Source organism: Bacillus sp. EB106-02-03-XG38, assembly GCF_058792175.1.
On the sequence record NZ_JBYTED010000002.1, the window covers coordinates 280,119 to 293,688 of the forward strand.

Here is a 13,570-nt window from a genome sequence, read left to right on the forward strand (position 1 = left end):
ACTGGACCTCAAGGACCAGCGGGTGCTCAAGGTGCTACTGGTGCTCAAGGACCAGCGGGCGCTCAAGGTGCTACTGGTGCTCAAGGGCCAGCGGGTGCTCAAGGTGCTACTGGTGCTCAAGGACCAGCGGGCGCTCAAGGTGCTACTGGTGCTCAAGGACCGGCGGGCGCTCAAGGTGCTACTGGTGCTCAAGGACCAGCGGGTGCTCAAGGTGCTACTGGACCTCAAGGACCAGCGGGTGCTCAAGGTGCTACTGGCGCAACTGGACCAGCGGGTACGCCAATTCCTGTAACGATCGCAGCAATCGGAAACTCCAATGCTCAAACAATATCACCTGGAACGAATATCCAATTTAATCAAGTTTTTGAAATAAATAATATCGATTTCAATGACACTACAGATACTCTAACAGTTTTAGAAACAGGCGTATATGATATTAGTTTCTCAGCATCTACAACTTTCCCAGGATCTTCACCGTTTGGATTCGGTATTTCATTCAACGGCCAACCACCTACTCGTAATTTCTCAACTAACGTTATCGGTAGTGCTGTATCGTTCTCTACAATCGTTACTTTACAAGCTGGTACAACAATTTCTGTACAACCTACAGCAAACACTATTTCTATTCCAAACACGGGCGATACAACTGCAACACTATCTGTATTCCGAATTTACTAATTTTCACTTGAAAAATATATTTATAATAATATGTATCGTTTAAACGTGCATTAAATCTCTCTTTATATAGAAAGGAGCACTTATTTGGGAGGATAAGTGCTCCTTCTTTACGTTTCTTTACCTCAAATTTACTCTATCTTAATCCTCATTTTGTATGATAAATAGTGAAGTCAAAGAGATGAAAGAGGGATGAAAATGAGAGTTATGTCACTAATACGCATTTGGTTTGCTCTTATGGTATGCATTATTTTATGTGTAGGATTTTTTTTAACTCTAAAATATTCCACTATATCAAAAGCAGAGAGAAGAACTGTTCCATACAAACTTTTGTATACGAAACAAAGCAACATCCCTTATTCCAATGCCACAAATAATGAAAAAAAAGTTATAAAAGGAATGCTCATTACGAAAGCTTCTAATCCCGAAACATTACTTCAAATCGCTGAAACGATTAAAGATCAGTATACAAGTAAAGAAATTGATGAAATTATACTCACTATCCATAATGAAAATAATGGTAATTACGAAGAAGAATTACCGTATGAACCTATTAGTAAAGGAAAAATAATCGTCACATATGATTCAAAATCCTTTGGCAGTACGAACATTATACTTAACGAGTAATAACTAGTAAGAGTAGAGGAAAATCTCCACCATTTAAAGTTTCATTTTGTTTTTTATACGAAAAAGAGGCGAATTTCGTTATCCGCCTCTTCCTTTTACCAAAATGAAGGAATCCATTCTTTCACTTTATCAATCCACTCTTGTTGCTCTTTTTTTCTTTGTTGTTCTTCTTCTTGCCTTCTCTTCTCTTCTTCTTTTCTTCGTTTTTCCTCTTCTATTGTATTCAATTGTTTTTTATAATCGGCCTCAGATATGAGCGATAACTGGAATGCTTTTTGAGCTGGATTGGCATTCGCTTTTCTCATAATATCCCGGAACATTGTCGTCGTAATTTGACTCCCGCCTGGAACATAATGATCACTATCTGTTTTATCATATCCTACCCAAATCGCACCTACTAAATCTGGTGTGTATCCAACAAACCATGAATCCTTTGCACCAGTGCTTGGTCCATTTACAATTTGAGTCGTTCCTGTCTTACCAGCTGTATCAACATTATTAACTTTCGCCTTTTCGCCCGTTCCCTTTTCGACAACACCTTTTAATAAATATGTCATCTTTTGAGAAATTTTCTCGCTTGTGACTCGTGTCTCTTTCTTATACCACTTTCCAATCGTTTCACCTTCAGCATTTTGTATCTCTCTAATCGCATGAGCTTCCACTTGAACACCGTCATTTGCAAATGTACTATACGCTTGAGCCATTACAAATGGGGATGTTCCTACATGCATACCGCCTAAAGCGATTGGATACGTACGATCTTCTGGCACTAATGGAATACCAAATCGCTCTAAAGATTTCAATCCTTTATCTAATCCAATCTGTTCCAATAGCCAAACAGCCGAAACATTATACGACTTTGCAACAGCTTCATACATTGTCACATCACCGTGAAAAGTATGATCACTATTTTGTGGTTTATATTCTTTAATATTAAATGGTTCATCTTTCAATATATCGTATACTTCATACCCTTGCTCTAACGCGGGTACATATACAGCTAAAGGCTTTAACGTTGAGCCAGGTTGTCTTTTTAATTGGGTTGCATGATTAAACTGTAAAAACTGATACGGTCCTCTACCTCCAACTAAAGCTGGTACACCACCTGTTTTTGGATTCATAAGAACTACACCCGTTTGCATAAGTTGGTCTGAGCCACTATCTTTGAAATAACTATCATTATTCACAACGTCTTCTACAGCCTGTTGTTTTTTCGGATCAAGCTCTGTATAAATACGATAACCACCCGCTAAAATTTCATTTTGTGTTAATTCGTACTTGTCCATCGCTTCTCTAACAATATAGTCTACATATTGAGAGTATTTCCCCTTGTATTTATCATCCACACCACGTTTTAATACAAGACCGCTCTCTTTTTCTTTATTATACTGTTCGTCAGAAATATACCCTTGCTCTTTCATTAAACTTAATACGACATTACGTCTTTCAATTGACTTATTAAAGTTTTTATAAGGAGAATATGCAGATGGTGCTTTAATTAATCCTGCAATCGTTGCAGCTTCTGAAATTGTTAAATCTTTTACCTCTTTATCAAAATAAGATTTAGCTGCTCTTTTTATCCCCCAAGCACCTTCACCAAAATAAATTTGGTTCATATACATTTCAATAATTTCATCTTTTGTATACGTACGCTCTATTTTTTTTGTTAAAAAATATTCCTTTATTTTTCGAGAGTATGTGCGGTCTTGTGTTAGAAATACATTTTTCGCAAGTTGTTGAGTAATTGTACTTCCCCCTGCTACAACTTCTCCTGCTGTAATATTTTTAAAAACTGCACTTATAATTCCACTATAGTAAATACCGTGATGATTAAAAAATTCCTTATCTTCTACTGCAACAATTGCCTGAACCATAACATCAGGAATATCTTTCCTTTTAACGCCTTCTGTTTTAGAAGAAGCTAATTTAGTCGCAACTTCATTATTTGCATCATAAATTAAGGTCGGTTGCGGAACAGCTTGTTTTAATTCAGATATGTCTTGAATGGAAATTATTATATTTATAGCAATAAATAGAGTAGCAAGTAAACTTCCTAATACAATTAATGAATTACGAAGTTTCTTTCTCTTATTGAACCACTCCTGCATTTTTTTTAAATGAGTGTTCTTCAATTTCATTCGTTCACTTCCTTCGTTTGTTTACACTCTTCTTTTCAAAAGGAAGAATATACCTCCTTTTAAATTTATTATAATAGCGTAGTCTTTCCTGTAGTGTAAAGCTTTTCTTTCACATTCATACTTTTTGCAAGAAAAGGACATTCTACAAGTAAGATATTCAATGTTGATTATTAATATTATTAATACAACAATAAGAGTTATGTTAAGTTTTTGTAAACTTTTCGATAAAATGTTTTAAAAAACGACAGTTTTTTGTTAGAATTGACTAGCCAATATATTTTACATATATTACTTTTGTGGGGGTAACTAATAATGGTCTTTAAATCAAAAAAAGATAAATTTTCTGAAATGTTAATGAATGTTTCCGAAAATTTAAAAGAAGGCGCGCAGTTTTTCGTGGAGTATAAAATTAAAAATGCTAGCGATTTAAAAGAGTTTTCTATGCGCATGAAAGAGTATGAGTCAAAAGGTGACTCATTTATTCACGAAATCATTATGGAGCTAAACAAAGCGTTTATTACTCCTATTGAACGTGAGGACATCCTACAACTTGCAATGAGTATGGATGATGTATTAGACGGATTGGATCATAGTGCTGGTCTATTCGAAATGTATTCTATTACAGAAGCTGATGAATACATGATTAAATTTGTAGAAGCAATTAATCAATGTGCGATTGAAATTGCAAACTCTGTTGAATTAATGTCTAACAAAAAATTAGTCGACATTCGTACAAATGCGATTAAGATTAAGGATTACGAATCACAATGTGATGATATTCGCCGTCATGCGATTAAACACTTATTCTCTCGTGAAAAAGATCCGATTAAAATTATTCAATACAAAGAGATTTACGAAGAGCTTGAAGAAGTAGCGGATAGCTGCCAAAGCGTTGCAAACGTACTAGAAACAATTATTATGAAGAACGCGTAAGGAGTTTGATCATGGATACACTCTTGATACTGACCGTTTTAGTAGTCATTTGCGCTTTAGCTTTTGACTTTATCAATGGATTTCACGATACAGCAAACGCTATTGCAACGGCTGTTTCAACGAAAGCTCTAAAGCCTAGACATGCAATTGTTATGGCAGCTATTATGAACTTTTTAGGTGCAATGACATTTACAGGTGTAGCAAAAACGATTACAAAAGATATTGTTGATCCATTCGCTTTACCAAATGGTTCTCTTGTAATTTTAGCTGCTTTACTTGCGGCAATAGCATGGAATTTGATTACTTGGTACTACGGTATTCCAAGTAGTTCTTCGCATGCAATCATTGGCTCGATCGCAGGTGCAGCTATCGCTGCTGCTGGTTTTAGTTCATTAAACTTTAAAGGTTTCATAAAAATTCTTGAGGCTTTAATCATTTCACCGATTATCGCCTTTGTTATCGGTTATACCGTATACAGTATTTTTAAAGTCGTCTTTAAAAACTTCAATTTAACGAAGACGAACAAAAATTTCCGTATATTCCAGATTTTCACTGCCGCATTACAAGCTTATACACACGGTACAAATGATGCGCAAAAAGCAATGGGAATCATCACGATGGCTCTTATGGCTAATAGCTACCATACTTCTAGCGACATCCCGTTCTGGGTACAATTATCTTGTGCAATTGCAATGGGTCTTGGTACTTCTGTCGGTGGATGGAAAATTATTAAAACTGTCGGTGGACAAATTATGAAAATTCGTCCTGTAAATGGTGTAGCTGCCGATTTATCATCATCACTTGTTATTTTCGGGGCAACATTCATTCATTTACCAGTTAGTACGACGCACGTTATTTCTTCTTCTATTTTAGGGGTTGGTGCTTCTCATCGTGTAAAAGGTGTAAAATGGGGAACTGCAAAACGCATGTTAATTACTTGGGTTATCACACTTCCTATTTCAGCTTCTTTAGCTGCTTTATTTTACTCTTTATTACACTTAATCTTTTAATTAAAAGTCGTCTTCCTTATTTTTCTAGGAAGACGACTTTTTTGTGAACAAAGCTTTTTCTCATGAAAAAGCGTGTATAATAATTGGTGGATAAGTTATATAGAGGAGTTGGCAATTTTGGAATACATCATGTTACTTTTCATCGGGCTAATCGCCGGGACAGTCGGAAGTCTAGTCGGGCTTGGTGGCGGAATTATTATTGTTCCGTTACTAATCGGATTACACAGCCTATCACCACAACTTGCAGTAGGGACTTCAATGGTAACAGTCGTTTTTACAGGACTATCTTCCACCCTTACTTATATGAAGCATAAACGAGTAGATTACAAAAGTGGACTTATTTTATTTATCGGGAGTGGCCCTGGTGGCATCATTGGCTCGTGGGCAAATAAATTTTTAAACCAAGATACATTTTCTTTATATTTTGGGATTTTTCTTATTTTTGTCTCCATTCTTCTTATGTTACGAGACAAATTAACCCCCCTTTCTTTATCAAATATGACGGTAATTAAGCGTTCTTTTACAGATAACGAAGGAAACACTGTACACTATCAATTCCCACCGCTTCTCGCTATCTTTATCGCCTTTATAGTTGGGTTTATATCTGGGTTATTTGGAATTGGTGGCGGTGCCTTACTTGTTCCAGCAATGATGCTACTTTTTGCATTCCCAGCACACATTGCTGTAGCAACTTCGATGTTTATCGTATTTCTATCAGCAATTGTAAGTTCGGCAACTCACATCTCTCTTGGAAATGTCAGCTGGATTTACGCATTAATTCTTATTCCAGGTGCATGGATCGGCGGAAAAATCGGGGCGTATATTAATACAAAATTAAGTGGTAAAGCCGTAATTAATTTATTACGTATCACATTAATTATTCTCGGAACTAGATTAATTATTACTTCTTTTCTATAACGCGTTCTTTTTAGAATGCGTTTTTTCTTATACACATGAATATAAAAATCCTCCTAAGAGAACAAATAAAATGAAACAAACACATAATAGCATGTAATTAGAAATATGTACTTTCTTCACGTTGACCACTCCTATAACTGCGACTGTTATCTTTATGATAGCGAAAAAATAGTTTACTTGCAGTTACAAAGTGCTAACAATGCAAAATCATTTATTACAAATTTTATCCTTATATTTCATTTCTTTGTATATTCTATCGATTTAATAAAAAAAGATGTCATATTGACATCTTTTTTAATGAAGAAGTGACCATCCCATAAAATCCTCATGTACTTGGCACGCCCTCTTATCGTTTCGATCATATAATTCAGCATAACTATCTGTTTCTTCATCATAAGCCATCGTATAAATAATTTGGCCGTCTACTTCAACGGATAACACGACTCCACCCTTCATCTCTTCTACATGAATGATAGCATTCGCCGGAATTCTCATATCCGTCATTTTTATCGCATCTAACAATATACTAAACCCCCTACAGCGTATTCATTGCTAGTACTATTACACACTAAATAGTATACTACTGTAATAGCATATATTTCGTCAATGAAATTGCTGTTTAAAAACATATTGTCTGTATACATATACGCTAAAATAAAAGTAATAGAAATGTTTAAATGGGGGGCTAACATTGATTTTACACAAAGGAGATGTACTATTCCGTCAAGGCGAGGACGGTCCTTTATATTTTATAAAAACAGGTTTATTAAAAGTAGTAAGAATAGAAGAAGATGGAACACCTTTTCTATTCAACATTATCGTTCCAGGAGAAACGATACCTCATCATTCTTTAATTTCACCGAAGGAATATCACGGTACAGCAATCGCTTTAATGAAAACAGAAGTTGAACTTATAAGTAGTAATGAGTGGTACGATCAACTTCAAGCGAATCCTGCATCATATGCAAATATCGCCATGCAATTACAATCAAAATTAAGAATGATGCAGCAGCGTATCGATCAATTGACGACCGTCTCGCCAAAAGAACGTCTTCATCGCTTACAAGAATGGTTCACACTATATTTAGGTGACATTCCTATATATGAAATATTAACGCAAACTGAAATTGGTCAACTCATCGGTATACGCCGTGAAACGGTAAATCGGCTATTACGAGAACAAATAAAAAACGAGGTAAAATAAATACCTCGTTTTTTTGCTTATTCAAACTACATCTATTGTAAGCTTGCTGCCGGACCGAAAAATTCATAATGAATATGCTCTTGTTTCACCCCTAAATTAGTTAGTGCAGCATTTATATGTTTCATAAATGGTACGGGACCACAGAAATAAAATTCTGCTTCTGTTGTCGGAATAATCGTTTGCAACCATTCAGCGTCAATGAAACCTTCTTTATCAAAGTTTTTCATTTCCAAATCTTTTTCAGTCGGTGCCGAATAGCAAGTGTATGCTTTAACTTGTTCGTATTCATTATCTACTGTCTCAACGTGTTCTTTCATTGCATGTGTATTGCTATTTATCGCTGCATGAACAAAACATACATTACGTTTTGAATGTTGTTCAATTAACGTATTTAGCATACTCATCATTGGTGTAATACCTACTCCACCACTAATTAGTACAACTGGTAATGTTGAATCCATATTTAATACGAAATCTCCTGCAGGTGCACTTACTGGTAATATATCGCCTTCTTTTACATGATCATGTAAGTAGTTAGATACTTTACCATCCGGTGTATCTACACCTTTTTCTTTCTTTACACTAATACGATAATATTCTTTTCCAGGGGCATCTGATAAGCTATATTGACGATTATGTGTATATGTTTCACCTTCAATATTTATTTGAACCGTTACATATTGTCCTGGGATGAATGAAGAAACTTTCCCTCCATCTTCAGGTTTCAAATAAAATGATGTAATAACATCGCTTTCCTTCACTTTTTTAACAACTACAAAGTTACGGAAATCCTTCCATCCGCCCTCTTTATGTGCCGCTTCTTCATACATCTCTGCTTCAATGCTAATGAATGCATCAGCGATGACACCGTAAGCTTCTCCCCATGCGTTTAACACTTCATCAGGTGCACCTGCGACCTCTTTAATTGCACGTAGTAAACATGTACCTACAATCGGATAATGCTCTGCTTTAATACCTAAACTTCTATGCTTATGACCAATTTGTTTTACAACCGGAATAATAACTTCTAAATTATCAATATACGTTGCAGCTGCATAAACAGCATTCGCTAACGCTTGTTGTTGTCTTCCCTTTTTCTGATTTGTATGGTTGAAAATATTCAATAACTCCGGATGTTCCGAAAATAAAATTTCATAAAATCTCGTTGTAATTTCAACGCCTTTTTCTTGTAATAATGGTACTGTTGACTTTACGATTTCAATTGTTTTTTCACTTAACATTGTATCCCACTCCTCTATTTCCTTAACTGTTTTTAGTTTAACTGAATTGTATAATACAGATTGTGATTTTAATCACTATTAACACGGTGTTTTTGTGAAAAATATATGAACATTGTACGTACAAAAGAAAATAAGCCAACTAGAATTCTAGCTAGCTTATTATTTAGACTGAATAGCTTGTTCAATTACTCTTATATCTTTCCCACCTCCAAATTCTGTATACCCCCAGATGTTCGTTTCACCCCTATATTTATTTACGATAATATCTAAGTCATGATATACACGATGTGCGTAAACTACATACTCAATATTTTGAAATTCCACACCTTTTTTTGCAATTTCATAGCTTCTATTTACATCTCGTTTTATTTTTTCATTCTTTATTTCTGTATGTATTTTTTTAAAAGACGATTCTTGTTGTTGAAACCATTTTTTTAATTGGCTCCAGTCCCCTTCTGTATAATTTTCTGCTTTACCATAATTTAAGAAATTATTATAGCTTTCATGTGTCATACGAATAAAATCTAGCACTTTTGTCTCTTCTTGCACATCTTCTTCTATTTGAGCTATCGTATTTACCTTAGCAGGCTTATTCGCATAATGTAACAACACTTTCATAAGACTATAGCTCGCAATGATCATTACAATAATAATCCCGAATACACTTAATAATTTCTTCATATACAGAACTCCTTCTCTATTAAAGATATTACAATGTATGACTATACTTGTAACATTCTCTCGTAGAAATCTAATTCCTGTATAAATTCGTCTTATCATTTCGACAATTTTTTTCTATGCATTTCTCGTCGGCAAATGCTCTTGTAAAACAACATATCCTTCATAAGCTGCGTAACCGAGTATAGCCATTAATCCGATATAACAAGCAAATACTGTCCATTTCGTTTTCGTATCCACTTTGTAATAGTTTTCCTGTTGTCTCTTGTCTGCATCCCATTCCTGTAATTTTCTTTCTGACATTTCAAATGCTTCTCTTATATGAATTGTATGTGTTTCTTTTTCATCTTCATATGGGACGTAATCAAGTGGCTCAAACTTTGGTAAAAGATACTCTAACACTTCAAGCTTTTGAAGTTCTCCTGTTTTTAATTCTTTCTCTCGTTCTTTTTGCCTTAATACATTTATTTCATGTTGCATCATATATATATTTCGATGTACTGCACCAGTTTCTTTTAACTCCTCTTCAAGCCTTGCAACATATTCTTTCATTCCATCAATTCTATATCCTAATTCCTTAATTGGCCCATCTCTCTTTATTACTCTATATAATTCCATACAGCCGATAATAACAATAAACCCTCCCAAAATACTTTTAAAGTAAATAGAATAACCGAGTAATACAATAAGGCCCGCTCCCCAAACCTTTGTACTTACAACTGAAATAATTCGCCCACCATCTAATGGAGAAACTGGAATCAAGTTAAAGAAGTTAATCATACTTCCAAGTAAAATAATTAATGCCCAAAATGGCTCTTTCGTTACTATATAAAGTGGAATTGCCGGTAAAAATGACAACAACCCGAAAAGAGGTCCCATAAAGGCGATGTAAGCTTCATCTTTTGCATTTTTCGGCATCTCTTTCATCCCAATAAGAGCACCCATAAATGGAATAAATATTGCTGGCGATGTTGGTATACCTTTTCTTTTCGCAGCCCATAAATGGCCCATTTCATGAATAAATAACAAATAAATGAGCGCTACCCCAAATTTCCAACCATATATAACTGCGTATGCACCAAGTGATAGAAACATACTAAATACCGTTGAAAACTTTGCTAATTTAAAAATTGCAAATACCCACTTTAACTTAGAAAGTAAAAATAGCCCTATTGCAACAATAATTCCCCATAATCCTTTTTTATTATTTTTCATATTCCTCTCCTTTATCTCTCATGAATGAATCATATTATCAAAGCTTGTTCTTTTCTCTATTATGACATATTTTTTTCTATTGTTAGAAATAATGTTTATATAATCCATTTTTAGCCAAAAATATAAATAAAAGGAGGTGCATACAAATGAATTTACAATCACTTATAATAGGCGCTCTATCGTTTTTAGCTTCAACTCTTATTTTTTATACCGTTAGTTACGTATTATTATTAGATTTGTTGCCGAATCACGTATTTATTGCTCTTATCATCCTGTCCGCCCTTATGATTTCTTGTCTTATTACACGAAAATCAATGAATGAGCCATCTGCAAAAGCAAAGTAATAGAGAGGGGATTTTCCCCTCTCTATTATCATTTCCTAGGAAAGGTCATCTAGACTTTACGAATTGACATTCCCCCTGATCCATAAGGGCTAATTGAAGTTTCAATTTATCCCGCTTTAACGGGCAGTAAGACCCCCACCTCAAAATTCAGCGAAAGCAAAGAAGTTAGGTGGGGGGATCAACTGCCCATAAAAGTCCGATTGGTTCAACTAATAATCAGTGGGGGATGAAGACAACCCCCACTGATTAAAGTTTCACTTTATCTTTGTAAATCCATTTTTTCACCATAATCTTTCACAATTTGAATGATATTTTGAAATACACCTATTTTCTCTTTTTTACTATTTAATATTTTCAAATCATAATTTTCATAATATGTTTCTAATGCCTTTAATTGTGATTCTGAAGCACCTTTTACCTGCACAGTAGCATGTAATTCATACTGTTTATACCCTTCCTTTACCTTTTCACCTAAAATTTCTTCACTCTCTTTTGCTCCAATTAATTTTTGAACTTTTTCCGGATAAATGACTTGCAAATAATACTCTCGTTCCTTCTCTAACTTGTTGTATAGTGATTGTGAAATCGTATACCGTACCGTATAATTCACTTTTTGATCTCCTGCTTTAATATGAAACGCGGTAATCTGCAAATCTTTTTTTGTTACTTCCGTTAAAGGACCTACCTGCTTCTCATCTTCTTTTTGTTCTGAAACATTTGGAAATATAGCCAAAAGCTTTTCCGTATCTTTTTTATTCAGCATATACATAGCTTTCTTATGTTGTACCCAACCTCGTCTGTCTTCTCCTCTTAGCCATGCATAATACGTTTCTTTCTTTCCATCTCTATTAATTTGTATTTCATATTCAGGTTCACCAAAGCTCCCTGTTATTTCTTGTTTCTCCGCTTTCTCCATAATGTCTATTACTAACTTCGCTTCTGATTCCTGTAACTTTTTCTCTTTATGTTTTTTTGGTATAACAGTTACCCCTATTGTTTCTTCCACTTCATTCACCGTCTCTTCTACTTTTTCTGTTTCTTTTTTTGGCTCAGTTTGACTACAAGATGCTAGTAACATAGCAAGTACTAACAATACATATTTCCTTTTCAATTTAATCCTCCCTTTACAATAAGAAATCCTTATAATCTTCATACAAAAAACAAAAACGTGACACACTATAAAATACGCTATACTAAGCATTGAAAGGAGGTCTTTTTCATGTCTATTAATTTTCACGATGCAAACAATAAATACACATACGCACAGCGAAACGCCCATATTTCTTGGGGAGAAATGATAAAAAGTATTACAAATATACAAAACAAGCAAATAATTGATATCGGCTGTGGTGGCGGAATTTATACGAAAGAACTTGCTCTTATGGGAGCAAAAAGTGTTGTTGGGCTGGATTTTTCAAAAGAAATATTACAAGCTGCAAAAGAAAATTGTAGCGCTTTTTCAAACATTTCATTCATTCACGGCGATGCACATAGCACCCCTTATCCTAATGATACATTCGACATTGTTATTTCGCGCGCAGTTATTCATCATTTACACGACATTCCTACATTTCTACGTGAAGCTTCTCGTATATTAAAGAAAAACGGTGTACTTATTGTACAAGACCGGACCATTGAAGATTGCATAATTCCTGGAAGCCCTGAACACATCCGTGGATATTTTTTCTCTATCTTTCCAAAACTCATTGATATTGAATCCAAAAGACGTCCAAAAACCAACACGGTACAACAAGAATTACAAAAATATTTTCTTCACGTATTCCCCGCTCAAACACAATGGGAAGTACGAAAAATACATGATTCTGTAGAGGCATTGCTACAAGATTTATCACCTCGAACAGGTCGATCCATTCTATACGAATTAACAGATTATGAACTTTCTCAACTTCTACACCAAGTACAGACTGCCTTACAAAACGTATCTCCTATTATCGAAAGAGATCGATGGACAATTTGGAGCGCCATGAAATTGTAAGGAAGGAAGCCTCACAAAATAATGTGAGGCTTCCTTCTTTCATAATCTAATTTTGCAACACTCTTGATACCCTCCACTTCTGGCCTGTGCACTTCCACACTTCGGACATACTAAATATCTAGACTGATTTGTCAACAAACTACCTTTTTGAAAGAGTAAAACTTCTGCTTGTTTAAACGAACGCGAATAATATAACCACATAAAACCAATTATAGCAATAATGCCAAATAATACTCCCATCGCAAGCATTTCAGTCACCTCTTTTGGTTTGTTCTTTCCAGCAAGTGGATTGTTGTATTATTCTCTGTAAATTCAAATAATACCTTCTTTACTCCTATAAATATCAACTTTCTCCACAAACTTTACAATTCTCTACAAAATTTCACTCCCCTTTTACAATTCACCATTCCTTTTACTACAACAAATATCACATTCGATATTTCTGGATATAAAGATATCTTTCGAAAAAATATTGACTTTCAAAAAAAAACATGTAACAATACTGTCAGAATACTTGAATAAAAATTCATTGACGAGAACGAGTACGTTATAGGACTGTCCCCCAGAGAGTTGGCGATTTGCTGAAAGCCA

At 34.7% G+C, this 13,570-nt stretch carries 15 protein-coding genes and 1 other annotated feature (1 of these 16 running past the window's edge); of the genes, 8 read left to right on the forward strand and 7 right to left on the reverse strand.

The window, feature by feature from the left end; genetic code table 11:
• A partial coding sequence (locus AC3WTI_RS10705) for a Gly-Xaa-Xaa repeat protein (RefSeq protein ID WP_492304363.1) occupies window positions 1-678 on the forward strand: 678 nt, incomplete at its 5' end.
• A gap of 195 nt (window positions 679-873) precedes the next feature.
• Window positions 874-1,302, forward strand: a complete 429-nt coding sequence (locus tag AC3WTI_RS10710) for a hypothetical protein (protein WP_087958092.1) — start codon at window positions 874-876, stop codon at window positions 1,300-1,302.
• 95 nt (window positions 1,303-1,397) lie between these two features.
• Here the strand turns inward: AC3WTI_RS10710 and AC3WTI_RS10715 are convergent, their stop codons facing one another.
• Complete coding sequence (locus AC3WTI_RS10715) at window positions 1,398-3,440, reverse strand: transglycosylase domain-containing protein (protein WP_087958091.1); 2,043 nt, start codon at window positions 3,438-3,440, stop codon at window positions 1,398-1,400.
• A 312-nt stretch (window positions 3,441-3,752) separates the two neighbouring features.
• Between AC3WTI_RS10715 and AC3WTI_RS10720 the strand changes: the two genes are divergently transcribed.
• From AC3WTI_RS10720 to AC3WTI_RS10730, 3 genes are all read left to right on the forward strand, one after another.
• Window positions 3,753-4,373 carry a DUF47 domain-containing protein gene (locus tag AC3WTI_RS10720; RefSeq protein WP_000231448.1) on the forward strand — a complete coding sequence of 207 codons (621 nt, stop codon included), beginning with the start codon at window positions 3,753-3,755 and terminating at the stop codon, window positions 4,371-4,373.
• 11 nt (window positions 4,374-4,384) lie between these two features.
• A complete protein-coding gene (locus AC3WTI_RS10725; RefSeq protein ID WP_087958090.1) occupies window positions 4,385-5,383 on the forward strand; it encodes an inorganic phosphate transporter in 999 nt (332 codons plus the stop codon).
• 117 nt (window positions 5,384-5,500) lie between these two features.
• The gene (locus AC3WTI_RS10730) at window positions 5,501-6,301 is read left to right on the forward strand and encodes a sulfite exporter TauE/SafE family protein (protein ID WP_087958089.1); all 801 of its coding nucleotides are present in this window, start codon (window positions 5,501-5,503) and stop codon (window positions 6,299-6,301) included.
• Window positions 6,302-6,595: 294 nt separating this feature from the next.
• On the opposite strand, the gene AC3WTI_RS10735 is transcribed toward AC3WTI_RS10730, so the two are convergent.
• A complete protein-coding gene (locus AC3WTI_RS10735; protein WP_000882907.1) occupies window positions 6,596-6,823 on the reverse strand; it encodes a hypothetical protein in 228 nt (75 codons plus the stop codon).
• Window positions 6,824-6,992: 169 nt separating this feature from the next.
• Here AC3WTI_RS10735 and AC3WTI_RS10740 point away from each other — a divergent pair, with 169 nt between their 5' ends.
• The gene (locus tag AC3WTI_RS10740; RefSeq protein ID WP_000600573.1) at window positions 6,993-7,505 is read left to right on the forward strand and encodes a Crp/Fnr family transcriptional regulator; all 513 of its coding nucleotides are present in this window, start codon (window positions 6,993-6,995) and stop codon (window positions 7,503-7,505) included.
• A 32-nt stretch (window positions 7,506-7,537) separates the two neighbouring features.
• Here AC3WTI_RS10740 and hmpA read toward each other — a convergent pair whose 3' ends face one another.
• The 3 genes from hmpA to AC3WTI_RS10755 form a co-directional block, all read right to left on the reverse strand.
• Complete coding sequence (hmpA, locus tag AC3WTI_RS10745; protein ID WP_087958088.1) at window positions 7,538-8,746, reverse strand: NO-inducible flavohemoprotein; 1,209 nt, start codon at window positions 8,744-8,746, stop codon at window positions 7,538-7,540.
• A 159-nt stretch (window positions 8,747-8,905) separates the two neighbouring features.
• Window positions 8,906-9,427 carry a hypothetical protein gene (locus tag AC3WTI_RS10750; RefSeq protein ID WP_087958087.1) on the reverse strand — a complete coding sequence of 174 codons (522 nt, stop codon included), beginning with the start codon at window positions 9,425-9,427 and terminating at the stop codon, window positions 8,906-8,908.
• A gap of 114 nt (window positions 9,428-9,541) precedes the next feature.
• On the reverse strand, window positions 9,542-10,639 hold the full coding sequence (locus AC3WTI_RS10755; RefSeq protein WP_087958086.1) for a site-2 protease family protein: 1,098 nt from the start codon (window positions 10,637-10,639) through the stop codon (window positions 9,542-9,544).
• A gap of 146 nt (window positions 10,640-10,785) precedes the next feature.
• On the opposite strand from AC3WTI_RS10755, the gene AC3WTI_RS10760 reads away from it, so the two are divergent.
• Complete coding sequence (locus AC3WTI_RS10760) at window positions 10,786-10,983, forward strand: hypothetical protein (protein WP_087958085.1); 198 nt, start codon at window positions 10,786-10,788, stop codon at window positions 10,981-10,983.
• Between the two features lie 259 nt (window positions 10,984-11,242).
• Here AC3WTI_RS10760 and AC3WTI_RS10765 read toward each other — a convergent pair whose 3' ends face one another.
• Window positions 11,243-12,094, reverse strand: coding sequence for a YhfM domain-containing protein (locus tag AC3WTI_RS10765; protein ID WP_142286630.1), 852 nt, complete (start codon window positions 12,092-12,094; stop codon window positions 11,243-11,245).
• Between the two features lie 108 nt (window positions 12,095-12,202).
• Here AC3WTI_RS10765 and AC3WTI_RS10770 point away from each other — a divergent pair, with 108 nt between their 5' ends.
• Complete coding sequence (locus AC3WTI_RS10770) at window positions 12,203-12,979, forward strand: class I SAM-dependent methyltransferase (RefSeq protein WP_087958084.1); 777 nt, start codon at window positions 12,203-12,205, stop codon at window positions 12,977-12,979.
• A 39-nt stretch (window positions 12,980-13,018) separates the two neighbouring features.
• On the opposite strand, the gene AC3WTI_RS10775 is transcribed toward AC3WTI_RS10770, so the two are convergent.
• Entirely contained in the window at window positions 13,019-13,228 is a 210-nt protein-coding gene (locus AC3WTI_RS10775) for a hypothetical protein (RefSeq protein ID WP_000880630.1), read from the reverse strand.
• A 271-nt stretch (window positions 13,229-13,499) separates the two neighbouring features.
• Window positions 13,500-13,570, forward strand: a binding site (T-box leader); it runs 188 nt beyond the window's last position.